Origin of the sequence: Sphingopyxis sp. Root154 (assembly GCF_001427105.1) — a bacterium.
In the GTDB taxonomy this organism is placed as follows: domain Bacteria; phylum Pseudomonadota; class Alphaproteobacteria; order Sphingomonadales; family Sphingomonadaceae; genus Sphingopyxis.
In genome coordinates this window covers 95979-122734 of the sequence record NZ_LMGI01000004.1, presented here as the reverse complement: position 1 = coordinate 122734, position 26756 = coordinate 95979, and the positions used below count along the sequence as shown (strand labels likewise).

Below are 26756 nucleotides of genomic sequence, written 5' to 3'. Positions count from 1 at the left end.
TCAGGCTCCAAAACGCTTGAGGTCGAAGGGGGCGAGGTCAAAGGGCGGCGCGTCGCCAGCGACGAGCGCGGCGATGGCATCACCCGTCGTCGCGGCGAGAGTCAGGCCCAGATGCTGGTGGCCGAACGCGTAGAAAAGGTTCGCCGCGCGGTCGCTCCTCCCGATCGCCGGCAGATAGTCGGGCAGCGTCGGACGCGCGCCCATCCATTCGGCGCCGGGCAGGCCGAAGGACAGGCCGAGCGCCGCGACATGCTTCCGCAGCCGCGCCCATTTGCGCGGATCGGCGGGGCTGGCGCCGCGGCCGAATTCGACGAAACTCGCGGCGCGCAGCCCGGACCGGAAACGGGTGACGATCATCGACCGGTCCTCGAACACCACCGGCGGCATATCCTGCGGCCAGCCGGTGTCGGCCGACTGGATATGATAGCCGCGCTCGGCGATGATCGGCACGCGCTGGCCGATCGATGCCATCAGCGTGCCCGACGCGGCGCCGCTCGCGATCACCATTGCATCTGCTGTGTGGCGCGTCCCGTCGGCGGCGATGGCGACGGCGCGGCCGTCCTCGATCAGCAGCCGGTCGATCTTCGCTTCGATTCGCGAACCACCGGCGGCGTCGAATCCCGCGCGGAGCGCCGCGCCCAGCGCATCAAGGTCGGCGATCTGGCCCGATCCCGCAATATGGACCGCGCCGGCGACCGGAGCTGAGGTCAGCGCGGCAAGCCGGTCCTGCTCGGCGGGCGTCGCATCGCGCATGCTCGCTTGCCCGATATCGGTTGCCGCCCAGTGCGCGCGACCAGCTTCGGCGCTCACGGCGCTTTCCCACAGGATATAATGGCCATCCTCGACGAGCAGGTCGCCCGCCCCGATTCGGCCCAGCAGCCGGCGCCACGAACCCATCGCATCGCCCAGCGCCTGACCGAGCGCCGCGCGGCCGGCCGCGAAGCGCGCGGGGCTCGTCGCGGCGACGAGCCGCAGCGAGAAGGGCAGCCACGCGCCGATATCGCGCCATGGCAATGACAGCGCGCCGCCGCGCCGGAACAGGCGGCGCGGCATCGAGCGGATCGTCGCGCGCGACGCGAGCGGTTCGACCTGTTCGATGGCGATATGGCCCGCATTCCCCCATGATGCGGCAGGGGATGCCGGGGGCGAATCGATCAATGTGACTGATATGTCGCGTTTTTGTAGCGCGAGAGCGGTGGCGAGTCCCACGACGCCTCCGCCAATTACGACAGCATTCTGCGGTTCGGACGAGCGAGATGGAAAATCATTTGGCATCTTGTATCATATACCGTATACGATCTGAAGCTTCAACGGAGGTAATGAATGAGCGTGATAAGGACACTGTGGGAGGGCGTATATCCCGCAGCTACCACTCAATTCGCCGAAGATCTGTCGGTCGATTTCGATGCAACCCAGCGCGTGCAGAGCGCGCTCGTCGATGACGGGGTGACCGGGCTCATCATTCTCGGCACGTGCGGCGAGAATAATTCGCTTGAACCCGACGAGAAGCGCGATGTGTTGCAAGGCGCGGTCGAAGCGGTTGCCGGGCGCGTGCCCGTCGTCGCGGGCGTGTCCGAACTCACCACCGCGCGCGCGATCCAATATGCAAAGGACGCCGAAAAGCTCGGCGCCGATGCGATCATGCTCCTGCCCGCGATGGTCTATGTGCCGACCCCCGAAGAGCTGCAGGCGCATTTCCGCGCCGTTGCCGAGGCGACCTCGCTGCCGATCATGCTCTATAACAATCCGCCCGCGTACCGCGTCGACGTCGATTTCGCGACGCTCGAGGCGCTGCGCGACGTGTCCAACATCGTTGCGATCAAGGAAAGCGCGCCCGATCCGCGCCGCTTCACCGATGTCTTCAACCGTTTCGGCGATCGCTATACGGTGATGGCCGGGCTCGACGACATTGCGCTCGAGGGCCTGTTCCTCGGGGCCAGTGGCTGGGTCTCCGGACTGACGAGTGCCTTCCCGACCGAATCGGTCCGCCTTGTCGCGGCGTTCAACGAGGGCAGATATGACGAGGCGCTGGCGATCTATCGCTGGTTCATGCCGCTTCTCCATCTCGACGCCGACCGCGATCTGGTCCAGTCGATCAAGCTCGCCGAAGAGATCATGGGGCGCGGCTCCGAACGCGTCCGCATGCCGCGCATGCCGCTCGCTGGCCAGCGCCGTAAGGATGTGATCGCGATGGTCGAAAAATGCGCGGCGACGCAGCCGAGCAAGATCGCGGCCTGACGGGCCAGGGAGAGTCCATGCGCCACACCTTCTTCTGCATCGACGGCCACACTGCCGGAAATCCGGTCCGGCTGGTCGCCGGTGGTGCGCCGCTCGTCCGCGGAGGGTCGATGGCCGAGCGGCGCCAGGATTTCCTCGACCGGTTCGACTGGATCCGAACGAGCCTTTGTTTCGAACCGCGCGGGCACGACATGATGTCGGGCGGATTTCTCTATCCGCCCACTCAGCCCGACAGCGACATCGGCATCCTGTTCATCGAAACCAGTGGCTGCCTTCCGATGTGCGGCCACGGGACTATCGGGCTCATCACCTTCGGGCTCGAGAATGGGCTGATTACCCCGCGGGTGCCCGGCAAGCTGCGCGTCGAGGTTCCCGCAGGAACGATCGACATCGAATATGGCACTGAGGGTGACCGGGTTTCGTGGGTGCGGATCCGCAACGTGCCCTCCTATCTCGCGACCGAGGGGATCGAAATCGATGTCCCCGGCTTCGGCCGGCTCAAGGTCGATGTCGCCTATGGCGGCAATTATTACGCGATCATCGAGCCGCAGGGCCCGTATATCAGTCTCGATGCGCTCGGTGCGTCGCGGATCGTCGATCTGAGCCGCACCATTCGCTCGCTGATGCAGGCGGCGTACGAGCCGGTGCATCCCGTTGACGACCGCATCCGCGGCGTCAGCCATGTCATGTGGACAGACCGGCCCAAAGGTGAAGGCGCCGACGGCCGCAACGCGGTCTTTTATGGCGAGCGCGCGATCGACCGCAGCCCGTGCGGCACCGGCACGTCGGCGCGGATGGCGCATCTCGTTGCCAAGGGACGGCTGCAGGTTGGCGACCGTTTCGTCCACGAAAGCTATATCTGCAGCCGCTTCATCGGACGGGTCGAGGACAGCGCGATGCTCGGCGATACGCCCGGCATTATTCCCTCGATCGAGGGATCGGCGATCGCGACCGGATTCAACACGATCTGGGTCGATCAAGCAGACAGCTTCTGGAATGGATTTTCGGTGCTATGAGGCCCTTATGAGCCTCATCATCCGAAACCTGTCCGACCAGCTGGTGGACCTCGTCCGCGAGCGCATCCTTTCGGGGGTCGTTTCCAGCGAACATGCAATCCGCCAGGACGCGCTGGCCGCCGAACTCGGCGTCAGCAAGATTCCGCTACGCGAAGCGCTCGCCCGCCTCGAAGAGGAAGGGCTGGTCCGATCACAGGCGAACCGCGGCTTCTTCGTGCGGTCGCTCAGCGCTTCGGAGGCGCAGGAAGTCTATGAGCTGCGCATTAAGCTGGAACCCGACGCCACCGCACGCGCTGCGCTGCTCGCGACCGAGGCCGATCATTCCCATGCGATCGAAACGCTCGATACGCTCGACCATGTCACCGATGAGCATGGCGACGGGGTCGGCGCCTTCAACCGCGCTTTCCACCGCGCGCTGTTCCGCCCGTGCGGCCAGCCGGTCACGATCACCATTCTCGAGCGCCTGCAGGTGCTCTCCGAACGCTATGTGCGTGTCCACCTCGAACCGCTGGGGCGCGACGAGCGCGCGAACGAGGAACATCACCAGCTGCTCGAGGCGTGGCTGGCGCGCGATGCGGACAAGATTTCGGTGCTGGTCGATGCGCATATCCGCAAGACGCTGGACGATCTGCGACAGCAGCTCGTCGACGATTAACAGGGGGCCGGCTGCCGTCGGCTCCAGACAAGGGAGGAGCAATAGGTGGCAGCAGGTCTTTTCGGGCCGATAAAGCCCATCGCGGTCGCGCGGCAGGAGGCGGGGCATAGCCTGCGCGCCACGCTCAGCTGGCCGCATCTTGTGGCGCTGGGGGTCGGCGCGATCGTCGGAACGGGTATCTACACGCTGACCGGCGTCGGCGCCGAGCGCGCGGGCCCCGCGGTGATCCTCGCCTTTGCCATTGCCGGTGCGGTCTGCGCCTGCGCCGCGCTCGCCTATGCCGAACTCGCAACGATGATCCCCACGTCGGGCAGCGCCTATACCTACACCTATTCGGTGCTCGGCGAGACGCTCGCCTGGATCGTCGGGTGGAGCCTGATCCTCGAATATTCGCTTGCCTGTTCGACCGTCGCGGTCGGCTGGTCGGGCTATCTGGTCGGCTGGATCCAGTCGGCGGGCATCCATTTGCCCCCCGCCCTGCTATCCGGCCCGCACGCCGGCGGCATCGTCAACCTGCCCGCCGTGCTCGTCGCGCTCGGGGTGGCGGGCATGCTGATGGCCGGGACGCGCGAAAGCGCGACGCTCAACATCATCCTCGTGATCATCAAGCTCGTCGCGTTGTCGATCTTCGTCGCCTTTGCGGCGCCCGCGTTCGACGCAAACAATCTCCAGCCCTTCATGCCCTATGGCTTTGCCAGCCATGTCGACGCGAGCGGCGCGACCAAGGGGGTGATGGCGGCCGCCGCGATCGTCTTCTTCGCCTTCTATGGCTTCGACGCGGTCGCGACCTCGGCCGAAGAGACCAAGAACCCCAAGCGCGACCTGACGATCGGCATCATCGGGTCGATGGCGATCTGCACGCTCATCTACATGCTCGTCGCGGTCAGCGCGGTCGGCGCGATGCATTATACGACGCTCGGCAACTCGCCCGAGCCGCTCGCGCTCGTGCTCCGCACGCTAGGCCATCCGGTCGCCTCGCACCTCGTCGCGCTCGCGGCGCTCATCGCCTTGCCGTCGGTCATCCTCGTGATGATGTACGGCCAGAGCCGCGTCTTCTTCGTGATGAGCCGCGACGGTTTGCTGCCGCGTTCGCTGAGCCGCGTGTCCGAACGCACGGGGACGCCGGTGTTCGTCACCGGGGTGACGGGCGTCTTCGTTGCTGGCGTCGCGGGCTTTTTCCGCCTCGACGAGATCGCCGAGCTGGCCAACGCCGGAACACTGATCGCCTTCATCGCGGTCGGCGTCTGCCTGATGGTGCTGCGCAAAAAGGCGCCCGACCTGCCGCGCGTGTTCCGCTGCCCGGCGCCCTATCTGGTCGGCACGCTCGCGGTGCTCGGCTGTCTCTATCTGCTGTTCAGCCTGCCCAGCATGACGCTGGTCCGCTTCCTCGGATGGAACATCCTCGGCATCCTCGTCTACTTCGCTTACGGCCGCGCGCGCAGTCTCGCACGGCGCGATCAGGCGGTCGTCGGAATCTGACCCGGCCCGGCGCGGCAATCGTCGGCCGGCCGGTCTATCGAAGGGCTATGGCGCATCGATGCACCATAGCCCTTTCGCTTTCCGGATTGTCCGCACCACGATCGTATATCAAATCCGGTCTTGCTATCGCGCCCGCATCTCGCAGAATGAATTTTTTTCACGAGGATTTGAACTCATGGATCGTCGCACCCTTCTTGCTGCCGTTCCGGCTGCCGCATTGCTCCCGACGGCCGGCTTCGCGCAGGGTGGCCAACCCAAGCCCGCGCCCAAGGCGAGCGGTTCGGCGCCGCCGGTGTGGGAAGCGGGCGCGGACCGGTTTGTCCGCCCTGATGTTCAGGGCGGTGACCGGCCGGTCGGCGCGAGCTTCGCCTCGCGCACCGCGGCCTACGGCCTCAATGGCGCGGCGGGCACCGCGCATCCGCTCGCGACGCAGGCGGGGATCGACATATTGAAGCGCGGCGGGTCGGCGGTCGATGCGGCGATCGCGATCAATGCGTGCCTCGGGCTGCTCGAACCGACCGCGAACGGCATCGGCGGCGACGTCTATGCGATGATCTGGGACCCCAAGACAAAGAAGCTCGCGGCGCTTGCCGGGTCGGGGAAAAGCCCGCGCGGGCTCGACCTTGCGACAGTGCGCAGCCGCGCGAAAGGTGGCACGCTGCCCGCCTATGGCGCGATCAGCGTGTCGGTGCCGGGCGCGGTCGACGGCTGGTGGACGATGCACCAGCGTTACGGGAAATTGCCCTGGAAGGAATTGTTCGAACCCGTCATCGCGCATGCCGAGGCGGGCGCGCCGGTGCCCGACATGATCGCTTATTATATCCGCCGCGCGCTCGCCAATTTCCGCCAGCCTGGCCGCGGGATCGAGGAAATCGACAATGCGATGCGCACCTATGGGGTCAATGACGGCAAGGGGCCCGCGGCGGGACAGATATTCCGCAACCCCGACCTCGCGCGCACCTTCCGCCTGATTGCCGAAGGGGGCCGCGATGCCTTTTACACCGGCGAGATCGCGCGAACGATCGACAGCTATTTCAAGCGGATCGGTGGGTGGCTGCGTTATGAGGATCTCGCCGCGCACAAGTCTGAGTGGATCGAGCCGCACAAGACCGGCTATCGCGGCACCGACGTCTATGCGCTCGGCGCGAACACGCAGGGCATTGCGACCTTGCAGATGCTCAACATCCTCGAGAATTTCGACCTGAAGGGCGCGGGCTTTCAGTCGGCGCTGTCGATCCATTTGCAGGCCGAGGCCAAGCGCCTCGCCTATGAGGATCGCGCGCGTTATTATGCCGATCCGCATTTCGCCAAGGTACCGGTCGAATGGCTGGTATCGAAGGATTATGCGGCCGAGCGGGCCAAGCTGATCCGTCCCGACCGGCTGCTGTCGCCGGTCTATCCGGGGAAGGCGCCGAGCCGCGGCGACACCACCTATTTCAGCTGCGCCGACAAGGACGGCATGATGGTGTCGATGATCCAGTCGAACTTCCGCGGCATGGGGTCGGGGCTGGTCGCCGACGGACTAGGCTTCATGTTTCAGGATCGCGGGCAGTTGTTCAGCTTGGCTGACGGCCATCCCAACATCTATGCGCCGGGCAAGCGCCCGTTCCAGACGATCATCCCGGGCTTCGCGGCACGCGGCGACGTGCCGTGGATGAGCTTCGGCGTGATGGGCGGCGACATGCAGCCGCAGGGGCAGGCGCAGATCGTCATCAACCGTGTCGATTACGGGCTGGAGATCCAGGCGGCAGGCGACTCGCCGCGCTGGCACCATGAGGGATCGTCCGAGACGATGGGCGAGGATTCGCCCGATGACGGCGTCAATGGCGTGCTGCGGCTCGAAAGCGGCGTGCCCGCGGCGACGCAGCGGCAACTGGCCGACATCGGCTGGACGCTGGGTGAATCCGATGGCGGTTTCGGGCGCTATCAGTGCGTCGAGCATCGCATGGATGGCAAGACGCGCGTCTATGCCGCGGCGAGCGAGATGCGCGCCGACGGCTGCGCGCTCGCCTATTGAGGCAAGTGACGGCGATCGAAGCTATCCCTCAAAAAAGAGGGCGACCGCATCGCTGCGGCCGCCCCAGTGTCAGGATGACGGAAATTCCTACGGCGCGCTGGCGACCTCCGGCAGCGCGGGGTTGAAGCCCGGCGGGTTCACGCCGCCGTCGGCGATGAACTGGTCGAGCCGCGCTTCGAGCACCGGCAGCGGCACCGAACCCAGCGCGAGGATCGCGTCGTGGAAGTTGCGCTGGTCGAACTTGTCGCCGAGCGCGGCTTCGGCTTCGGCGCGCTTGCGGCGGATCAGCATCTCGCCGAGCTTGTACGCCAGTGCCTGTCCCGGCCATGCGATATAGCGATCGATCTCGGTCGTGATCTCATGCTCGGACAGCGCGGTGTTGCCGCGCAGATAGTCCTGCGCCTGCTGCCGGCTCCAGCCATAATGGTGGAGGCCGGTGTCGATCACGAGCCGCGACGCGCGCCACATTTCATAGGAGAGGCGGCCGAAATCCTCGTACGGCGTCTCGTACATGCCAAGCTTGCTGCCCATCCATTCCCAATAGAGCGCCCAGCCCTCGCCATAGCCTGAAAAGCCCGTGCCGCGCCGAAATGCCGGGCGGCGCGTCGCTTCCTGCGCAACCGCCGACTGGAAGCTGTGCCCCGGATTGCATTCGTGGATGGTGAGCGCGGTCAGCGTGTAGAGCGGCCGCGACGGCAGATCATAGGTGTTCATCAGGCAGCTTTCGAGCCCGCCGCGCCCGCCGGTATAGATCGGCGCCAGCGCCGGCGGCACCGGCAGGATCGCAAAGCGCCGCCGCGGCAGGAAGCCGATCGTCTCGGGCAGCTTCGCGTCCATCCGCTTCGCGACATAAGAGGATTTGGCGAGCAGCTCGTAAGGCGTCTTGGGATAGAATTGCGGATCGGTACGCAGGAACTTCAGGAACGCCGGCATGTCGCCCTTGAACCCGGTGCTCGCCTTCACCTGCTCCATCTCGGCCTTGATCCGCGCGACTTCCTTGAGCCCCATCTGGTGGATCTGCTCGGGCGTCAGGTCGAGCGTCGTGAAACCCTTGATCTGCGCCTGATAGAAGGCCGGGCCGTCGGGTTGCTTCTCCCCCGCCAGCGTGGTGCGCGCCTTCTTCATATAGTCGTCACGGATGAATGCGTAGAGCTTGGCATAGGCGGGCGCGACGGTCTCGCGGATCACCTTCTCGCCCTCGGCGCGCAGCGCGGCCTGTTCGGCTGCGGGGATCGTCGAGGGCATTTCCTTGAACGCGTCGTAGAATGAGTTGGTCTGATCGGCGGGCAGGTACGGTTTGATCGTGACGTCGCGGCCCTGCACCGCGATCTGCGGAACGCTGAAACCGCGCGCGAGCCCGGCGCGCATATTGGCGGTCTGCTCGTCGAAGAAGCGCGGGATGTCGCGCATACGCGCGATATAGTTGCGATACGCCTGCGCGGTCGCGAAACCGCCGCTGCGCGGATTGAGCCCCGACCAGAAGAAGGTGTCGGCGTTGAACGGCGCCTCATAAGTCTTGTATTTGATGTCGTTCGCCATCGTTTCGATCGACTGGCGGAACACCGCGGCGTTGATCTTCTCTTCGGGCGAAAGCTGATCGGCGGGGATCGCATCGAGTTCGGCGAGCGCCCTGGTCCAGTAATCGAGCCGCGCCTTTTGCGTCGCGGCGTCGACCCTGGGCAGATGCGTCGGGCCGTCGCCATCGCCGCCGCGGCCGCTGCGCAGCCCCTGCTGCTGACGCCAGTCCCATTCGCGCTCGTACAGCGCCTTCAATCGTGCATCCGCGCTGCCCGACGTGGGTGCCTGGGCGATTGCCGCGTGCGCGGTAAAGGCCGCCAGCGCCAGCGCGACCGTCCGCGCCACCGAAACTCCGTTCATCATTTTCTCCCTTTGTCCGTCCGGATCAGTTCGCGGTCCCTGCATTTTCGATCACCATCGGCCCCGGCGGCAAGCCGCGCTCGGCCTTCGATTTCGCCACCATGTCGCGAATTTCGGCGCGCAGCTTCGCCGCGTCGTAGATGATGCCGTCCTTGATCGTGTAGGCGATGCCGCCGACGCGCTCGACCTTGCCCGTCGCATCGTTCAGCCGCACCGATCCGGTGCCGAACAGCAGCTTGAGGTTGGCGAGCGGATTGCCCTTCACGACGACGAGGTCGGCCTTGCGGCCGACGCGGATTGTCCCGACCTGGTCGTCATGGCCGAGCAGCCGGGCGCCTTCCTGCGTCGCGGCGTGGATCACCTCGAGCGAGCTGAAGCCCGCCTCGCGCATCAGCTCCATCTCCTGGATATAGCCGAAGCCATAGAGGTTATAGATATAGCCGGCGTCGCTGCCGATCGTCACCCGGCCGCCGCGATTCTTGTAATCGTTCACGAAGCGCATCCAGCGCCGGTAATTGTCCTTCCACGCCATCTCATGCTCGGTGGTCCAGTCGAACCAGTAGGCGCCGTGGTTGACGCGGCTCGGGCGGTAATAGTCCCACAGCGCGGGCATCGTATATTCGTCGTGCCAGCTCGCGCGGCTCATGCGCATGAAGTCGCGGCTGGTCAGGTAAGCGGTGAAGGTCGGGTCGAGCACGAACTTGCGCTCGAGCAAGGTGTCCATCACCTTGTTCCACGCGTCCGACCCGGGCTCGGCGGTTTGCGCCCACAGCTTCCCGGCTTCGCCGAAGCGCATCTGCTCGTCGTTGTTGATGAAGTCGGTTGGGAAGGACTGGACGCGCTTGTCGGTGAACATCGCCTCGGGCAGCCCGTACCAATGCTCCATGCTTTCAAGACCGGCGCCCGACGTGTCCACCACATCGGCATAGGCGACGAGCTGCTGCGCATGGTGCATCGTGCTGTGCAGCCCGAGCTTCTTCGTCTCATCGATCGCGGCGAAGAGCACATCCTCGGGCGCCCCGCCGATGAACTTGATGCCGTCGGCGCCGCGCTTCTTCGCCTCCTGGATAACTGCGCGCGCTGTCGCCGCGTCGTTCACCGGCCCGCGAATCTGGTGGAACATCGGATAGATGTCGATCCGCGGGGCGACGATCTCGTTGCGCTCGCTGCGCTTCTTGATGTCGACCAGCCATTCGATCGGGTGACCGCTGCCAAGGTCGCGGACCGAGGTGATGCCGTGGGCCATCCACAGCTTGAGGATGTAGTCCGACGGCACCTTCTGCGAATCGCTGAGCGAATGAAGGTGGACGTGCGCGTCGACGAAGCCCGGCATCACATAATAGCCGGTAAGGTCCATCTCCTGGTCGCCGGGCGCGGCGCGCTCGGTGGGATCGATCGCGCCGGGGGAGCCGATCGACTTGATCTGCGCGATGCGGTCGTTCTCGATCACGATATCGAACGGCCCCTGCGCGGGCGCGCCGGTGCCGTCGATCATGGTGACGTTGCGCAGCACGACGCGCTTGAACGGACCGATTCCTTCGGTGCGCGCGGGGATGACGTCGGCCGCCGTCTGTCCGGCCGACGCGGGCGCCGCTGCGGTGGTGACGGGGAGGGCGGCGAATAAAGAAGCGGCCGCCATCAGGGCGGCGATACGACGCGGTTTGAAGGTCATGAAATAGGGCCTTCCATAGCGGAAAAAGAAAGGCCGGCGGAGCAGTGACGCGCCGCCGGCCGGGAGCAAGTTTTTAGAACTTCATCCGGACACCGGCGAAATAGCGCCTGCCGAGCGTGTCGTAGAGCGACACGTCGACATTGGCGTCGCCGACGAAAGTGGTGCCGAGGATCGGCGGCATCTTGTCGAGCAGATTGTCGACGCCGGCGAAGAAGGTGAAGTTGTCGTTGATCTCGAACGTGCTCGTCAGATCGAAATACCAGGTGGCCGGAGCCGACTTCACGATCGTGGTCACGGTCTTGTAGGGCTTGAGGCCGCCGATCATGCGGGCCTGGCCGCGGATGCTGAGCGGACCGCTGGTATAGGCGGCGCCGAGATTCAGCTTGAAGTCCGGAACGATGAACCCGCCGGTGCCGGTCGAACAACCCGCGCCATAGAAGCCGGCGCAATCCTGCGGCGCGTTGGCGCTGAGCACTTGCGTCGAGCGCTCGAACAGCCAGCTCGCAACGCCGGTCAGGCGCAGGCTGGCATCGTCGCCGAGCGCCGCCGGAAGCGGAATGGTATAGTCGCCCTGGACGTCGAGGCCGCGGACCTTGAGCGCCCCGATATTATTCTGGGCGGTGCTGACATGGTCGATCTGGCCGCTCGGCAGGCGAGAGATGGCCAGGCAGGTCGGGCTGTTGGCGTCGAGGTTGGTGTAGCAGTCGTTCATCGTCTGCTGCGCGTTGATCGTCGTGATCGCGCCCTTCACCTCGACGTTGAAATAATCGACGGTAATGTTGAGGCGCGGGATGAACGGCGGCGAGATCACCGCGCCGATCGTATAGGTCTTCGATTTCTCTTCGGTCAGATTGGGATTGCCGCCCGATTCCTGCGTGACGCCGAGCGTCGCCTGGGTGAAGTTGGTGATATCCCCCGAAGGGACGCCCTGCGCGACGCAGAAATCGCGCAACTGCTGGCTGCGGGGATCGGTGCCGGTCAGGTTCGGACGCGCGCACGGATCGGTGCCCCCGGTGAAGCCCTGACCCGTCGCCGAAAACAGCTCGCTGATGTTCGGTGCGCGGATCGCGCTGTTATACGCACCGCGAATGCGGACCCAGCTGACCGGCGCCCATTCGCCGCCCGCTTTCCAAGTAAAGACGCCGCCGACGGTCGAATAGTCCGAATAGCGCGCGGCCCCTTCGATCGCGAGCGTGTCGAAGAAGGGCGTGTCCGACAGGATCGGGATGCGGATTTCGCCGAAGATTTCCTTGACGTCGAACGAACCCGACAGCGCGTTGTTCGACGCGGCACCATATTCCTTGTTGAGGTCCATCGCGCTCGGCGTCGACTGATAGCTGTCCTTGCGATATTCGACGCCCACCGCGACCGCCACCGGGCCGGCGGGCAGGTCGAACAACGTGCCGCTCAGCGAGGCGCCGGCGACCTGGCGTTCGAAGATGTCGTTGCTGGCACGCGTCGGCGTCAGATAGGCACCGGCTTGGGGGGTGATCGAACCGAGGCCGAAGATCGAGACGGGGACGCAGCCCGGGACTCCCGACCGGCAAACGACCTGGCCCGCTCCGTTGACGATCGAATCGAGTCCGAGGCTGAGCCGCGTCTGGTTGATCACGCCTTCCGCACGCGTGTCGGTGCGGTTGCGCAGATATTGATAAAAGGCATCCCAGCGCCAGTTCTGCTTGCCGATGTCGAAATCGCCGCGCAGGCCGGTGGTGACCGCATAGGATTGCCGTTCGAAGAAGCTGTCGCGCGTGCCAAGCTCGTCGGCGCGGCGGCCGCCGCCGACTACCGCCGCGGTGCCGTCGCCATCGGGATCGAAGGTTCGGGCGTTGTTGATGAAAAAGTCCCGTACCGTCGGCGAGAGGCTGGCGCTGGTCGCATAGTTGGGAACGAGCAACGTTTGCGAAGCAGCACCCGGCGTCACCGGCGTGAAGCTGTCGGGCGCCAGCTTCGAATTATTCTTCGCGTTGACGAAGAAGGCTTCGGCATAGGCGGTGATGTGGTCGGTCACGTCATAATGCGCGAGCGCCGAGAAGTTGATGCGTTCGAGCGGGCGCTGGAGCAGGTTGAACGGCGCGTAGTTGTAGGTGTCCTCGGGCTGGCAATAGGGCATGGGCGTGCCGCCCTCGCCGAAACGGATGCCGGTGATCGAGGTGCAGGGGCCGCTCGGCGTCAGGTTGACGCCGACGAGAGCGTTGCGCTGCGCCAGGCTGAGCGGCACGCGCGTGCCTGGGATGTTGCCCGATCCCGAATAGACCAGCGCGCCGCCGACTTCGGCGAGCGGCAGCACGCCGAACGGACGGTCGGCCTGCGTGATCGAATCCTGCCGGGCCCAGGCGCCCGAGATCGCGACATTGCCGCGCCCGCCGCCGATGTCGGCGCCGAAAGTGATATCGATCTTCTTCGATGCGGCATCGCCGCGGTCCGAAATGCCGGCCTGCGCGGACATCTCAAGGCCCTCGAAATTATCGTCGAGGATGAAGTTGACCGCGCCCGCGATCGCGTCCGAACCATAGACGGCCGACGCGCCGCCGGTGATCACCTCGACGCGCTTGATCAGGGCGTCGGGGATGCTGGTCAAGTCGACCGAGCCGTTTGCGTTGGCCGGGATGAAGCGGCGCCCGTTGACCAAAGTCAGCGTCCGCGTTTCGCCCAGACCGCGCAGATTCGCCGCCAGCACGCCCGCGCCGCCGCCATTGTTGACGGTCGAGGTGTTGCCCGAGGCGAGCTGCGGGAATTCGTTCATCGTCTTTTCGAGCGTGAGGTTGCCCGACAGCTGGACGTCTTCCTGTCCGACGACCGTGATCGGGCTCGGCGCGGTCAGGTCGGTGCGCTGCAGGCGCGACCCCGTCACGATGATGTCGGTCGGCGCTTCAGCGGCGGCTTCGTCGACCGCGACATCCTGCGCGGACGCGACGCCGGGCAGCAGGATGGTGGACAACAGGCTGGTGGCAAGAAGTATGCGGCGAAAACGGACCTGCGGATTGGTTTGATCGTAAGACATATGGACGCTCCCTGTGTACGGCCTTTGGCCTGTCGTTGATTTCGCTTGTGCCCCCCGACCGGCGGGCGACGTCGTTCTCCTGCACACTTCCCCGGACGCCGCTCAGCCCCCATTTTTTGCCCGGGACGGGCGCGATTTTTCGCGCCGCGACCCGGCTGGCTGAACGGTGAACATGTCGGAGCTTTGGGCGCCCTCGCCGGCAGCGGGATCGAAGGGGAAACACATCCCTTCATCGCGCGCGGGGCGGTGATCGGTGATCGTCGGAATGCCCTTGCGGGCTCCGGGCATTTGAGTCTGATATGACAGCTTTGGCGCGCGCGCGGCCATCCGCGAAAAAACGGCGTTGCCACGCGTCGCCAATTCCTCGCGGTACAGCATCAAGACCCCTTTTTTGCTATTACTGTATACGAAATACGATATACTCAATCTTCGAAGAGTCAATGCCACATGTTTCCGGGGAGGGTCGCTTGACCGCAACAAACTGTCTTAGAACCGCTTTTGCTGGCATGTTTCTGATGATTTCCGCGCTTTTCGGCCCACAGTCGACTCGTGCGGAGTCCCCTGCCGGGGGGCGGATCGCCATCACCGGCGTCACGCTGATCGACGGTACGGGCGCTCCGCCGAAGCCGGGCATGACCGTCGTCGTCGAAAAGGGCCGGATCGTTTCGATCGCCAAGGGCGGTGCCGATGCGGCGGGGGCGCAAGTCATCGACGGCCGCGGTCGCTATCTGCTGCCCGGCTTCATCGACAGCAATGTCCATGTCTCGGTCTATGGCCAGCCGGCGCGACGCGACACGTCGCTGAAATATGCCGACCGCGGCGAGGAACTCGCGCTCGAATTCGCGCAGCGCGCGCTGACCTATGGCGTAACGACGATGCGTGACAGCTATGGCGTACTGCCGCCGATCCTGACGGTGCGCGACCGCATCGACCGTGGCGAAGTCGTCGGCGCGAGGCTTAAGGCGGCGGGCAACATTCTCGGCTGGGGCGGGCCCTTCTCGCTGACCTTCTCGCTCACCAAGGATTCGGACCTGTCGCTGTTCCAGGAAAAATGGAACGACCTGCTCGCACAGGACATGGGCGAAGAGATCATGGACATGACGCCCGACGAGCTGCGCGTCGCGATGAACCACTATCTCGACAAGGGAGTCGACTTCATCAAATATGGCGGCACCAGCCATTTCCTCCGCCCCGCGCTGATCGGCTTTTCGCCGCGCCAGCAGGCCGTGATCGTCGAGGAAGCCCACAAGCGCGGCAAGCCGGTCGAGACGCACGCCACCAGTTCGGAAGGACTGACGCTCGCAGTCGAAGCGGGGATCGACCTGATCCAGCATCCCGAGCTGACGAGCCGCGACCTGCCCGACGATCTCATCGCGCTGATCGTGAAGAAGGATGTGCTGTGCGGAATCCGGTCGAATTACATCACCGGCGACTATCGTAAAAAGCATCTCGCCAAGCGCGCAGAACTGGAGGCGAAGATCGCGAAGATGCCGCCCCCGACGACCAGCGCCGAACGCTGGCGGCGGCTCGAAATGATGGACGACAATCAGGACGTGCAGCGCCGCAACGCCGAACGGCTGATCAAGGCGGGATGCCGGGTCACCCCGGCGACCGACAGCTTCTATGGCGACGCTCCCGAATTCCGCCGCGTGCCCAAGGGCGACGAGGCCGAGCCGGGGATCGGCACGATCCGCGCGATCGAGGGACTCGTCGAACTCGGCATGACCCCGATGGAGGCGATCGTCGCGGGAACCAAACATGGCGCCGCCGCCGCGCGGATGAGCGCCGACCTCGGCACGATCGAGCCCGGCAAGATCGCCGACCTCGTCCTGCTGTCGGACGATCCGCTCGCCGACATTCGCAATATCGAAAAGGTCGAGGCGGTGATCGCGGGCGGGAAGATTGTCGATCGCTCGCGCCTGCCCGAACATCCGCTGTTCCTGCGCAAGCCCTGAGGAGAGGGGTCCCATGACGAAATGGATGAGGATGCTGGTGGCGGCGCTGCTGCTGTTCGGCGCCACAACTCCGGCGCACGCCGACGATGCGGCGGAGAAGGCGGCGATCCTGAAGGTCGTGACCGATATGGAGGCCGCGTGGAACCGCAGCGATTTTAACGGCTATATGGCGGGCTTCTGGAACCCCGGAGTGACCTTCGTCTCGGGTGGCAAGATCCAGGACGGGTGGCAGGGCACGCTCGACCATTATGTCCGCGACTATGGCGGCTCACCCGACCGGCGCGGGACGCTCCATTTCTATGACATCAGCATCGACATCCTCGCGCCCGACGCCGCGCTGCTCATCAGCCACTATAATCTCGCGCGGCCCGAGCGGTCTCAAGAAGGGATCAACACCCGCCTGTTTCGCAAGATCGACGGCCGCTGGGTGATCGCGATGAACCATGTTTCGTCATACGACCCGGCAGCGCCCGCCGCGAAATAGCCTGCCTCGGCCGCTGCCGGAGGGGTCGGGGGTGGACCAACAACGGTGAGATTGCGCCCACCCCGCTGCGGCTAGCCAGCAAGCTGGCAAGCGTCGCTGCGCCTCCCGCTTGCGGGAGGGGATATTCGTGCGCCATTCAAACGTCCGCTCGCCACCCCGCAACCGCCATACCCTACCCTCAAACCAGCCCCACCATTCGCATCCGTACCTTCATCGCCGCAAGGAACAGCCGCACCGCGGGCAAACCGGCGCGCGACGGTTCGAACAGCAGGTGCACCGGCAGCGCGGGCGGCTGCTCGTCGGTGAGCAACGCGATCAACCGCCCCGCATCGATCGCCGCAGCGAGCTGGTAACTCAAGAGATTGGCGATCCCCAGCCCCGCCTCGGCCGCCGCCAAAATGCCGTCGACGGTGTTGAGCATCAGCCGCGGGCGCGGTTCGACGCGCCAGCGTCTCGACACGAATTGCCATTCGCCCGCAGCGCGCGGCCCCATCGCCGCGATCAAATCATGCCCCGCCAGCTCCGCCACCCTTTCCGGCGCGCCGCGCCGCGCCAGATAGGCGGGGCTCGCGACGAGCATCTGGCGCACCCGGCCGATGCGCACCGCCTTCAGCCCGGAGTCCGCGAGCGGACCGATGCGCACTGCGACGTCGATCCCCTCCTCGACGATCCGCACATTGCGGTCGATCAGCATCATCCGCGCCGACAGCTCGCGGTGCTGCGCCATCAACTCGCCCACGACGGGCAGCACATGCAGCCGCCCGAACATCACCGGCGCGGTCAGGTGCAATTGCCCGCGCGGTTCGGCCTCGGCACCGCGGATTTCGCGCTCGGCGCCCGCGAGGTCGGCGAGGATCCGGCGCGCCTGTTCCAGAAACGCCGCGCCCGCATCGGTCAGCGCGACCGCGCGCGTCGAACGATGAAACAGGCTCGTCCCCAGCCGCGCCTCGAGCGCCGCGATTCCGCGCGTCACCGCGGGCGGCGAGCTGCCCAGCTTGCGCGCAGCGGCGGCAAAGCCGCCCTCGGTCGCGACCGCGACGAACATTTCGAGCGTGAGCAGGCGGTCCATAATTATTCCATTTACCGGAATTAACTTGTTCAATCTCCACTCATTATCACAAAAAGAGCAACAGCCTAAACCACTCTCGAAAGGAAACGGCCCATGGCGCAAAATTATCGGCACACGCTGTTCAGCGACGCGGTGAAAGCGGTGCAGGAACGCCATGGCTCGCGCGCCGCCTATATCAAGATGGACGCCGGCGCCGACGGCACCCCCGACGCGCTGACCGCCATGGAACTCGATTATATCGCGCTGCGCGACAGCTTTTACATGGCGAGCGTCAACGCCGATGGCTGGCCCTATATGCAGCATCGCGGCGGTCCCGCGGGCTTCCTCCGCCACATCGCGGGCAATCGCATCGGTTTCGCCGACTATCGCGGCAACCGCCAATATATCAGCACCGCCAACCTTGCCGGCAACGACCGCGTCTCGCTGTTTCTGATGGATTATCCGAACAGGGACCGGCTGAAGCTCGTCGGCCATGCGGTGAGCGTCGAACTCGCCGACGACCCCGCCGCGGTCACCGCGCTGATGCCCGAGGGGTATCGCGCGACCCCCGAACGCGCCTTCTTCATCGATGTCATCGGCTGGGAATGGAATTGCTCGCAGCACATCACCCCGCGCTTCACCGAGGTCGAGATTGCCGCCGCGGTCCGCCCGATGGCGGCCGAGATCAACCAGCTGCGCGCCGAAATCGCAGCCCTACGCGCCGCATCGTCCGGAGACCCCCAATGATCACCCTCTATGGCACCCCTCTGTCGGGCAACACGCACAAGGTCCGCATGGCGCTCGCCTTCCTCGGCCTGCCGTGGGACGCGCGATTGACCGATGCCGCGGCGCGCCAGTCGGACGCCTATCGCGCGCTGACCCCGATGACGCAGATCCCGCTATTGGTCGACGGCGATGTCACGCTACGCGACAGCCAGGCGATCCTCGCTTTCCTCGCCGCGCGCTACCGCGCGGGCGTGTGGGACGGCGAGACGCCCGGGGAGCGCGGCGAGATTGCCCTCTGGCTCTCGCACGCCGCCAACGAGATCGCGAACGGTCCCGCCGCGCTCCGCCTCGCGCGCAGATTCGGCATATCGATTCCCGAGGATCATGCCGCCGCGGTCACCGCGCGCTTCCTGCCCGTCATCGAGGCGCATCTGGCGCGCCGCGACTGGCTCGTCGGCGGCCGGCTGACCATCGCCGACCTTGCGGCGAGTCCGTATCTGGCGCTGATGGCGGATGCCGGGATCGACCTCGTCGACTGGCCGGCGATCGACGCCTGGGCGCGCCGGATCGCCGCGCTGCCCGGCTTCCCCGCCATGCCGGGCTGGCAACCACTGTCGTGACGATCGACGCGGCAGGGACCGCCAATTGGGGATTAGGCGGATGGCCCATCCTCGCCTATCGCGCTGCGCAGGCCGCCAAGGAGATCCAGCGATGACCGCGAACAATGCCGCCCCCGCCTTCGCCACGATCATGTTCCTGACCGGGGTCGGCATCCCGATCCTCGCCGCATTGAACGGCGGCCTCGGCGCGCGGCTCGAAAGCCCGATGGCGGCATCGGTGATCCTCTTCAACCTCGGCCTGCTCATCGCGGTCACCGGCGCTATCGCTACCGGCTCGCTCGGGCAGGTGCGCCTGTCGCCCGACATTCCGGCGCATTTCTATTTCGGCGGCGCCTTCATGGCCTTTTACGCGATCTCGGTCACCTTCATCGCGCCGCGCTTCGGGGTCGGCAACGCGATCTTCTTCGTGCTCGTCGGCCAGCTGATCAGCGCCGCGACGATCGACCATTTCGGCCTCTTCGGCGCGATGCGCTCGGCGATCGACGCGAAGCGCCTCGCCGGGATCGCGCTGATGGTCGCGGGAGTATATCTCGCGCGGCGCTCCGCCTGAGCCGCGCCTACATATGCGACGTGACCTCAGGCGGGTTCCACCAATTGTTGCCCGCGCCATCCATATACTGAACTGGCAGCGCCGCCATCTCGGCGGGCTCCAGATCGTCGAGGCACGCGATCGCGACCGAATAATAGGCGCCGCCGATTTCCTCGACATAACCGTGGCCGAACGACGACACGCCGCACGTCTTGCAAAAGACATGGTGCGCGCTGTTCGACCCGAACTGATAGTCGGACAGCACCGCGGGATCGCTCAGCAGGCGAAAGGCGTCAGGCTTGATCTGCGCGCTCCAGCCGCGCTTCTTGGTGCAGATCGAGCAATTGCATTTGCCCGTCCCCGCCGCGAGGTCGATGTCGGCTTCGAATTTGACCGCGCCGCAATGGCACGAGCCGTGATAGGTCTGGGTCATCGCTGAAAATCCTTGGCATTCGCGGACGCCGATCGCCGGCCGCCCTTCACCCGGCAGGGTTTAGCCGGGTCTCCTGACAGATCATGTCAGCAGGCTGTTCGGAATAGTCGCGGTGGCGCCAGAAATCGGCCATCAGCACCGCGCGGCGTCGCCCAAAGCCTTCGTCGCCGATCCGCGCCGATGTCACGCGGTCGATGCGAAAGCTGCGGAAATCCTGGCGCAGCAGGCACCAGGCGGCGATGATATGCTTCTCTTCGAAATAGGCGAGTGCCGCGGGCCAGATCGCGCGCTCGGTCGCCGCGCCGCTCGCGTCGGCATAACCGATGTGCAGCGTCTTTTCGGTGCGCATCGCCGCGCGAACGGTCGCCAGCAACGGCGCATTGATCTCGCGCCACCCGCTGCTCACCGGCCAGAGCCCGGCCTCGTCGATCCGGTGCTTGAGTTCGTCGGGGCTCGCCGCCGCGATCTTGGCGAGCGCCAGCCCCGCCGCGCGCGACAGCGATCCGTCCTGCCGCCCCTCGACCCAGCGTGCCCCGAGCACGAGCGCTTCCAGCTCGTCGGCGGTGAACATCAACGGCGGCAGGAAGAAGCCGGCGCGCAGCACATAGCCGACCCCCGCCTCGCCCTCGATCGGCGCGCCAAGCGCGACCAGCGCCTGCACGTCGCGGTACAGCGTGCGCACCGACACGCCCTGTTCCTCGGCGAGTATCTCGGCGGTCACCGGCCGCCGCCGTCGGCGCAGGCTGTCGATGATCGCGAACAACCGTCCCGTCTTGTCCATCAGCGCCGCCGATAGGTCCAGCTGCGCGGCTTCGACCCGTCGATCGCCGAAATCGTCGCGGTCAGCGTGTCGCCAGTGCGGGCATAGGCGATGCGCTGCGGATAATCATGCGCGGCATTCTCGAAGGTCGCGCTCGCCTTGTCGTGCCGCACCAGCGGAAAGGCGACCGGCGCCCGCCCCTGCGGCTGCGCCAGATAGGCGAGTCCGCCGCCCTCCCCCACCGCGATCCGCAGAAACTCGAACTCGCGCAAAGCCTCGCCGCGCCCCGACCGGCTGTACCCGATCATCACCCCGCCGCGCGGCGCCGACCAGCTCTCCTCGGTCCAGCGTCCGTCGGCCTCGCTGGCCCAATCGCCCGCAAGCCAGGCGAGATCGTCGACCGTCGCCACCGGGCTCGCCGCCACGAGCAGGAGCGAAAGAACCGCCGCCATGATCCGCATAAATCTCTCCCTCGCCGCTCTTTACCACCGCCCCATCCCCATCATCAATGGACAGCGCATCGCCCGCCGCCTATAACGCCCCCATCCCCGGGGAGCCGCGTCTGTAATGGCCGGTTGAGAGCGGAATAGACCGCGACCCGTTGAACCTGATCCGGCTAATACCGGCGGAGGGAGGGTTGGCGTTCCTAGGCCGGAATCCCATTCTCGCTCCGATAACCAACGGAGCGACTGCACATGGCCGACATCGATTCCCGCCTCGACAAGCGCGACGCCACCCCCATCGGCGTCACCACCGGCCCGATCCGCGGCAGCCGCAAGATCCACGTCGCGACGCAGACCGGCAGCGGCATCCGCGTCGCGATGCGCGAGATCGACCTCGACCCGCATTCGGGCGAGCCCCCCGTGCGCGTCTATGACACCAGCGGCCCCTATACCGACGCCAACGCGACGATCGACATCAACGCCGGCCTCCCCGAGATCCGCGCCGACTGGATCCGCGGCCGCGGCGACGTCGAAGAAGTCACCCAGCGCGAGGTGAAGCCCGAAGATAACGGCCAGCTCGGCCCCGACCGCAGCGGCGGCGTCCCCGCCTTCCCCAACGTCCGCCGCCAGGTCCTCCGCGCCAAGCCCGGCCAGAACGTCAGCCAGATGCACTATGCCCGCCGCGGCATCATCACGCCCGAGATGGAATATGTCGCCGAGCGCGAAAATCTCGGCCGCGCGCGCCTCGCTGAATATAAGCGCGACGGCGAAAGCTTCGGCGCCAGCATCCCCGATTATGTCACCCCCGAATTCGTCCGCGACGAGGTCGCGCGCGGCCGCGCGATCATCCCCAGCAACATCAACCACCCCGAATCCGAGCCGATGGCGATCGGCCGCAACTTCCTCGTCAAGATCAACGCCAATATCGGCAACAGCGCGGTCGCGTCCGACGTCGCCGCCGAGGTCGACAAGATGGTCTGGTCGATCCGCTGGGGCGCCGACACCGTCATGGACCTGTCGACCGGTCGCAACATCCACGACACGCGCGAATGGATCATCCGCAATTCGCCCGTCCCGATCGGCACCGTCCCCATCTATCAGGCGCTCGAAAAGGTCGGCGGCGTCGCCGAGGATCTGACGTGGGAAATCTTCGCCGACACGCTGATCGAACAGGCCGAACAGGGCGTCGACTATTTCACCATCCACGCCGGGGTCCGCCTGCCCTACGTGCCGCTCGCGGCGAAGCGCATGACCGGCATCGTGTCGCGCGGCGGCAGCATCATGGCGAAATGGTGCCTCGCGCATCACAAGGAAAGCTTCCTCTACGAACGCTTCGACGAGATTACCGAGATCATGAAGGCGTATGACGTCGCCTACAGCCTCGGCGACGGCCTCCGCCCCGGCAGCATCTACGACGCGAACGACGAGGCGCAGTTCGCCGAGCTCTATACGCTGGGCGAGCTCACCAAGCGCGCCTGGGCGCAGGATGTGCAGGTGATGATCGAGGGGCCGGGCCATGTCCCGATGCACAAGATCAAGGAAAATATGGACAAGCAGCTCGAAGCGTGCGGCGAGGCGCCCTTCTACACATTGGGGCCGCTCACCACCGACATCGCGCCGGGCTACGACCATATCACCAGCGGCATCGGCGCCGCGCAGATCGGCTGGTACGGCACCGCGATGCTTTGCTACGTCACGCCCAAGGAGCATCTGGGCCTGCCCGACCGCGACGATGTGAAGGTCGGCGTCGTCACCTACAAGCTCGCCGCGCACGCCGCCGACCTCGCCAAGGGCCACCCCGCCGCACAGGTCCGCGACGACGCGCTATCGAAAGCGCGCTTCGAATTCCGCTGGCGCGACCAGTTCAACCTGTCGCTCGACCCCGACACGGCCGAGCAATATCACGACCAGACCCTCCCGGCGGAAGGCGCCAAGACCGCGCATTTCTGCAGCATGTGCGGCCCGAAATTCTGCTCGATGAAGATCAGCCAGGAGGTGCGCGAGTTCGCGGCGAAGCAGAACCAGCCCGCCGAAAACTTCATTGCAGCCGAGGAAGCCGAAAAGGGCATGGCCGAGATGAGCGAGCTGTTCAAGGAGACGGGGAGCGAGCTTTATATGGGTGCGGGCGGGCGCGAACACGACTGATGACCGGAGGGGGCTTGTTCGGAAAGCTGTTCGGACGGCGGGGGCCGTCCGCTCTCGAATTTCTGCAATCGGCCCGCTGGAAATGCGCGAGTTGCGATGTCGAGCACCCGATCATTGGGGCAAGGCCGAACATCTCGATCCCAACAGCGCGCTACGCCTCGACGGCGATTTCCTGTCTGAAGATTTCTGCGTGATAGGCGGCGAGCATTTCTTCGTCCGATGCGTCTTCGACATCCCCGTCCACGGCATGCCCGAAAAATTCGGCTACGGCGTCTGGTCCACCCTCTCGCGCGAGAATTTCGAACGCTATGTCGACGGCTTCGACGACGGAAAATACAGCGATATGGGGCCGTGGTGGGGATGGTTCGCGAACAGCCTCAAGGGTTTTACCGAGACGATCAATCAGGGCTGCTGGGTTCATCCGCAATTGGCGCGGCAACGGCCGGTGATCAGCCTCGACGACGAAGGTCACGAACTGGCCATGGCACAGCAGGACGGTATCAGCCCCGAGCGGCTGCTCGAACTCTACGCCGAATATGGTCACGCGCCAGACGTAAGCTGACCTCAAGGATTAAGGGTTGTTGCACCTGCCACCGCAATTGCAGCGCCTATTCAGGCATTTCGAATTCTTCGATTTCCTCCACCCTGAGCGCCGGACTCGGAGCAAGCAAACTCTGAAAATTATGCCCAAGTTCGCGAAGGCGATTCTCAATTTTCGGCAAAATAATCTTACCTAGAGAATAATGGAAGCTGACCCTGTCACCAATTACGTTATCGATATTCTCTCGGCCTTCGAAAGTTCTCAAAATTTTGAACTTTAAATCTTCACGCTTCCTCGTAATTTTAGATGATAGCTTTGCCTGATTTTCATCGATCACTTCTTCGATAATCGTAAATGCCTCGTCTCCGTCAATCTCGCAAATTTCGGCGACATGATCCGAGCTACAAAAGAAATGCTCTATATCTGTAAGCGTAGATATAAACATAGTGGATCTTTCTGGAAGGATATTCGCATATCTTTCAAGAGCCCAAGCTCGCTCATTGGGCGTCATTCCATCACCATCTCTATAAATAAATACTCTGGCTTCTTCACTCATGCTGAGAAAATATTCCACTACGATCTTTGTCGCTTCTAGGTTATCAACTCCATTGAACGAAATGAATCTGCATTTTTCCAGATCCCATCCGTTTGACAGAAGAAGTATCTCAAGTTTCTTCGTTTTTTCATCCTCTGCAAATACCAAAACCTTTGGCTCAGCGCTTTTAAGCTCCTCAAATCGATCAAGCGCTCCCAGTTCTAGAAGAAGCCCAACGTCGGCGTCCAAATCTTCAACTAAATCTCCAGCACTTAGCCAATAAACGGAGCCGAGCGGATTATTCTGTATCGAATCAAAAACGTGACGCGAATGACTAGCGAGTATTATCTGAGTCCCCGCCGTGTCCGACAACGAAAATAGTAATTCTACAAGTAACTTCTGATTGCCGGGATGGAGATGGGCATCAGGCTCGTCCAGCAGCAGCAATTTTGGTTCATAGAGAATCACGTAGGCGGCGAGCTGCAAAGCCTGTAGGCATCCTGTCCCGGCCATCTCAAGCGGCGTCCAGCTGCCTCCGAGGCGCACTTTAGACGAAATGTATTGATTTAAATTTTCGTCGAATTTTGTCTCTACTGCGAATTTTGGGAATATATTGCGCATTAAAGTGCATAGCGCCGCCATATGGCGCGGCTCTTTTTCTAAACGATGCAATACATTACGAAGAAAAAGATTTGCATCCCCCTGCGCAATACCAGTTTGTACAATTGAATTTGCCCTACGCTCTTCGGCCAGTGGAATTCCCGCCAAGCCGGGCACATACACCGAAAACGGCGTTCTAACGTCAGATGCAGCGCGAAAAAATGGGGAATTTTTCGGGAAATTTAGCGAGATATTTGCATTCTTCCCTCGAAAAAGAGACAAACGAAAATCTTGAAGATCTCCATCTTCATCAAGGTACTGGAAGTCAAATTTAGGGCCGTAGTCCTGAGTCATCGGCCATCTATGATGAATCTCCATTATTTCTTGTGTTGGAAGAAATGTGAATTGATTAACGCCCAGCGTGCTAGCTGGCATATTTGCGCTTTTTCCATGCATCTTAGCAGAACGAAGAGCGCTTATAGTGAAATGTATACCTTGTATGACGGATGATTTTCCAGCGTTGTTTCCACCAACTAAAAGGTTCATATCATCTAGGTCTAATGAAATATCATTGATATTCTTAAAAGAGCGAATTCTTATCTTCTTGATTTTCATTCCGCTTCCCCTCTTGAATCCAGCGTGATCCTTTTTTTTCGCATTTTCAAGAGTTGGGGTGACGTTGACCGTTTACGAAACCACCCAATTCCAGCCCGCATGAAACGGCCGTCAGTCGTCCCCACCGCCGCCCCATGCTACACTCCCACCCATGCGCGCCCGGAACCCCCTCTACGTCATGGCCAAGCCGCCGCCGGAGGTGCAGGCGCAGATCGCCGCGCTGCCGCGCAACGATCCTTCGCGCGGGCCGCACCTCCTCCATGTCACGCTCATCTCGCTCTACGACCTGCACTATGCGCCGCCCGAGTGGCTGCCCGCGACCATCGCCGCGCTGGACGGCTTCGCCGCAGCACCTTTCCCGCTCCGCTTCGACCGGATCGAGAACCGCAAGGCGGTGACGCTGCGCACCCGCGAGCCGCTGGCCGAGGCGCGGGCGTTCCAGAAGGCGCTGGTGAACCATCTGCTGCGCGAAAAGGCGCCGATCATGGACGGCACCACCCCCGAACCGCACATCACGATCAACTACCGCGGCGACCGGCAGAACGCACAAAAGATGCCCCCGATCGGCTGGACGGTCGACGAGATCATCCTGATGGAAAGCATCGTCGGCAAGACCACCCATGTCGAACACGGCCGCTGGCCGCTCCGGGGGGAGGCCGCCTGAGTGCGCATCCCGCCATGGCAGTGCAGGGGTGCAAGGAGTCATTTCGTGTCTCGTCACCCCGGACTTGATCCGGGGTCCCGCTCAACAACGGCCAGAAGCTGGACCCCGGATCAAGTCCGGGGTGACGAAAGGGATGGGGCAGTCTAATGTGTCCGCGCCCCGCCAATCCTATTTTGCACCGCCCGGGCCAGAAACCCCTTTCCTACAATCTGCACATCTGCTCCACTCTATCGGCCGCTGTGGCAGCATCGCCTCCGGCTTCCGCTCCGTCTCCGCCGCCGCTCCTGTCATCCCGCCTGATACCGCCATCACCGCATCGCCATTGGGCTGAACTTTCCTGAACTTTGGCGGGCAACGATCAAAAGGCCCGCCCCCTCGAAGGCACCGCCATGTCCCACCCCTCGAACATCGTCCATTGCACCGGTCCCGGCGACCCGCATGCACTCGACGGCATTTCGCGGCGCCACCGCACCGGCGACCTCGACGCGATTTGCCCGGTCTGCACGGGACATGGTCAATGGAACAGCCAGATCGACCTCGTCAGCCACCGCTCGATCCGCGTGCCCTGCCCCAAGTGCGACGGGCGCGGCTGGATCGAGACGGGGGCCGACATGGTCCCCAGCCACGACATCGCGCTGTCGCCCGACGGGCGTCCGGTCTGGGTGGTGCGGCTCGACCCCTCCGACGATATCGAATGAG

Annotated in this window: 24 protein-coding genes and 1 riboswitch; of the genes, 14 read left to right on the top strand and 10 right to left on the bottom strand. The window is 64.2% G+C overall.

The genetic code is table 11. The features are described from left to right. Positions 1-1275, bottom strand: a complete 1275-nt coding sequence (locus tag ASD73_RS20265) for an NAD(P)/FAD-dependent oxidoreductase (RefSeq protein WP_056367695.1) — start codon at positions 1273-1275, stop codon at positions 1-3. 48 nt (positions 1276-1323) lie between these two features. Between ASD73_RS20265 and ASD73_RS20260 the strand changes: the two genes are divergently transcribed. The 5 genes from ASD73_RS20260 (at position 1324) to ASD73_RS20240 (ending at position 7405) form a co-directional block, all read left to right on the top strand. Continuing rightward, the gene (locus tag ASD73_RS20260) at positions 1324-2238 is read left to right on the top strand and encodes a dihydrodipicolinate synthase family protein (protein WP_056367693.1); all 915 of its coding nucleotides are present in this window, start codon (positions 1324-1326) and stop codon (positions 2236-2238) included. A gap of 17 nt (positions 2239-2255) precedes the next feature. Continuing rightward, positions 2256-3254, top strand: coding sequence for a 4-hydroxyproline epimerase (locus ASD73_RS20255; RefSeq protein ID WP_056368244.1), 999 nt, complete (start codon positions 2256-2258; stop codon positions 3252-3254). 7 nt (positions 3255-3261) lie between these two features. Next, positions 3262-3909 carry a GntR family transcriptional regulator gene (locus ASD73_RS20250; RefSeq protein ID WP_056367691.1) on the top strand — a complete coding sequence of 216 codons (648 nt, stop codon included), beginning with the start codon at positions 3262-3264 and terminating at the stop codon, positions 3907-3909. A gap of 45 nt (positions 3910-3954) precedes the next feature. Next, the gene (locus ASD73_RS20245; RefSeq protein WP_056367689.1) at positions 3955-5388 is read left to right on the top strand and encodes an amino acid permease; all 1434 of its coding nucleotides are present in this window, start codon (positions 3955-3957) and stop codon (positions 5386-5388) included. 175 nt (positions 5389-5563) lie between these two features. Beyond that, on the top strand, positions 5564-7405 hold the full coding sequence (locus tag ASD73_RS20240) for a gamma-glutamyltransferase family protein (RefSeq protein WP_056367687.1): 1842 nt from the start codon (positions 5564-5566) through the stop codon (positions 7403-7405). A gap of 87 nt (positions 7406-7492) precedes the next feature. On the opposite strand, the gene ASD73_RS20235 is transcribed toward ASD73_RS20240, so the two are convergent. The 4 genes from ASD73_RS20235 to ASD73_RS20220 all read right to left on the bottom strand — a co-directional run bounded on the left by ASD73_RS20235 (position 7493) and on the right by ASD73_RS20220 (position 14340). Further along, a complete protein-coding gene (locus ASD73_RS20235; protein ID WP_056367686.1) occupies positions 7493-9283 on the bottom strand; it encodes a DUF885 domain-containing protein in 1791 nt (596 codons plus the stop codon). A 25-nt stretch (positions 9284-9308) separates the two neighbouring features. Beyond that, positions 9309-10955: an amidohydrolase family protein gene (locus ASD73_RS20230; RefSeq protein ID WP_056368242.1), complete on the bottom strand. Its 1647-nt coding sequence runs from the start codon at positions 10953-10955 to the stop codon at positions 9309-9311. A 73-nt stretch (positions 10956-11028) separates the two neighbouring features. Continuing rightward, positions 11029-13959, bottom strand: a complete 2931-nt coding sequence (locus tag ASD73_RS20225) for a TonB-dependent receptor domain-containing protein (RefSeq protein WP_056367684.1) — start codon at positions 13957-13959, stop codon at positions 11029-11031. A gap of 102 nt (positions 13960-14061) precedes the next feature. Next, the gene (locus ASD73_RS20220) at positions 14062-14340 is read right to left on the bottom strand and encodes a hypothetical protein (protein ID WP_156407296.1); all 279 of its coding nucleotides are present in this window, start codon (positions 14338-14340) and stop codon (positions 14062-14064) included. A gap of 134 nt (positions 14341-14474) precedes the next feature. Between ASD73_RS20220 and ASD73_RS20215 the strand changes: the two genes are divergently transcribed. Continuing rightward, on the top strand, positions 14475-15914 hold the full coding sequence (locus ASD73_RS20215) for an amidohydrolase family protein (protein WP_235534624.1): 1440 nt from the start codon (positions 14475-14477) through the stop codon (positions 15912-15914). Positions 15915-15927: 13 nt separating this feature from the next. After that, positions 15928-16398 carry a YybH family protein gene (locus ASD73_RS20210; RefSeq protein ID WP_156377485.1) on the top strand — a complete coding sequence of 157 codons (471 nt, stop codon included), beginning with the start codon at positions 15928-15930 and terminating at the stop codon, positions 16396-16398. A gap of 178 nt (positions 16399-16576) precedes the next feature. On the opposite strand, the gene ASD73_RS20205 is transcribed toward ASD73_RS20210, so the two are convergent. Next, positions 16577-17467, bottom strand: coding sequence for a LysR family transcriptional regulator (locus tag ASD73_RS20205; protein WP_056367678.1), 891 nt, complete (start codon positions 17465-17467; stop codon positions 16577-16579). A gap of 93 nt (positions 17468-17560) precedes the next feature. Between ASD73_RS20205 and ASD73_RS20200 the strand changes: the two genes are divergently transcribed. The 3 genes from ASD73_RS20200 to ASD73_RS20190 all read left to right on the top strand — a co-directional run bounded on the left by ASD73_RS20200 (position 17561) and on the right by ASD73_RS20190 (position 19342). Then, on the top strand, positions 17561-18193 hold the full coding sequence (locus tag ASD73_RS20200; RefSeq protein WP_056367676.1) for a pyridoxamine 5'-phosphate oxidase family protein: 633 nt from the start codon (positions 17561-17563) through the stop codon (positions 18191-18193). Continuing rightward, on the top strand, positions 18190-18792 hold the full coding sequence (locus ASD73_RS20195) for a glutathione S-transferase family protein (RefSeq protein ID WP_056367673.1): 603 nt from the start codon (positions 18190-18192) through the stop codon (positions 18790-18792). The genes ASD73_RS20200 and ASD73_RS20195 overlap by 4 nt, the downstream gene beginning before the upstream one ends. Before the next feature lie 91 nt (positions 18793-18883). Continuing rightward, entirely contained in the window at positions 18884-19342 is a 459-nt protein-coding gene (locus tag ASD73_RS20190) for a DMT family transporter (RefSeq protein ID WP_056367671.1), read from the top strand. Positions 19343-19349: 7 nt separating this feature from the next. Here the strand turns inward: ASD73_RS20190 and ASD73_RS20185 are convergent, their stop codons facing one another. Genes ASD73_RS20185 through ASD73_RS20175 form a run of 3 tightly spaced genes read right to left on the bottom strand, consistent with a single transcriptional unit; the run spans position 19350 to position 20975 of the window. Beyond that, entirely contained in the window at positions 19350-19754 is a 405-nt protein-coding gene (locus tag ASD73_RS20185) for a GFA family protein (RefSeq protein WP_056367667.1), read from the bottom strand. A gap of 46 nt (positions 19755-19800) precedes the next feature. Next, complete coding sequence (locus ASD73_RS20180) at positions 19801-20535, bottom strand: helix-turn-helix transcriptional regulator (protein ID WP_056367665.1); 735 nt, start codon at positions 20533-20535, stop codon at positions 19801-19803. Beyond that, positions 20535-20975, bottom strand: coding sequence for a DUF6265 family protein (locus tag ASD73_RS20175; protein ID WP_056367663.1), 441 nt, complete (start codon positions 20973-20975; stop codon positions 20535-20537). The genes ASD73_RS20180 and ASD73_RS20175 overlap by 1 nt, the downstream gene beginning before the upstream one ends. 78 nt (positions 20976-21053) lie before the next feature. Next, positions 21054-21165: riboswitch (TPP riboswitch) on the top strand. Between the two features lie 44 nt (positions 21166-21209). On the opposite strand from ASD73_RS20175, the gene thiC reads away from it, so the two are divergent. Further along, on the top strand, positions 21210-23102 hold the full coding sequence (gene thiC / locus ASD73_RS20170; RefSeq protein ID WP_056367661.1) for a phosphomethylpyrimidine synthase ThiC: 1893 nt from the start codon (positions 21210-21212) through the stop codon (positions 23100-23102). An 82-nt stretch (positions 23103-23184) separates the two neighbouring features. Further along, the gene (locus ASD73_RS20165; protein ID WP_056367660.1) at positions 23185-23664 is read left to right on the top strand and encodes a DUF2199 domain-containing protein; all 480 of its coding nucleotides are present in this window, start codon (positions 23185-23187) and stop codon (positions 23662-23664) included. Between the two features lie 46 nt (positions 23665-23710). Here the strand turns inward: ASD73_RS20165 and ASD73_RS22520 are convergent, their stop codons facing one another. Beyond that, positions 23711-25393, bottom strand: a complete 1683-nt coding sequence (locus tag ASD73_RS22520) for an AAA family ATPase (protein WP_082521735.1) — start codon at positions 25391-25393, stop codon at positions 23711-23713. 151 nt (positions 25394-25544) lie between these two features. Here ASD73_RS22520 and ASD73_RS20155 point away from each other — a divergent pair, with 151 nt between their 5' ends. Beyond that, positions 25545-26057 carry a 2'-5' RNA ligase family protein gene (locus tag ASD73_RS20155; RefSeq protein WP_082521734.1) on the top strand — a complete coding sequence of 171 codons (513 nt, stop codon included), beginning with the start codon at positions 25545-25547 and terminating at the stop codon, positions 26055-26057. A 389-nt stretch (positions 26058-26446) separates the two neighbouring features. Beyond that, positions 26447-26755 (top strand): hypothetical protein, encoded by a 309-nt coding sequence (locus tag ASD73_RS20150; protein WP_056368236.1) that lies wholly within the window; start codon positions 26447-26449, stop codon positions 26753-26755. The last annotated feature ends 1 nt before the right edge of the window (position 26756 follow it).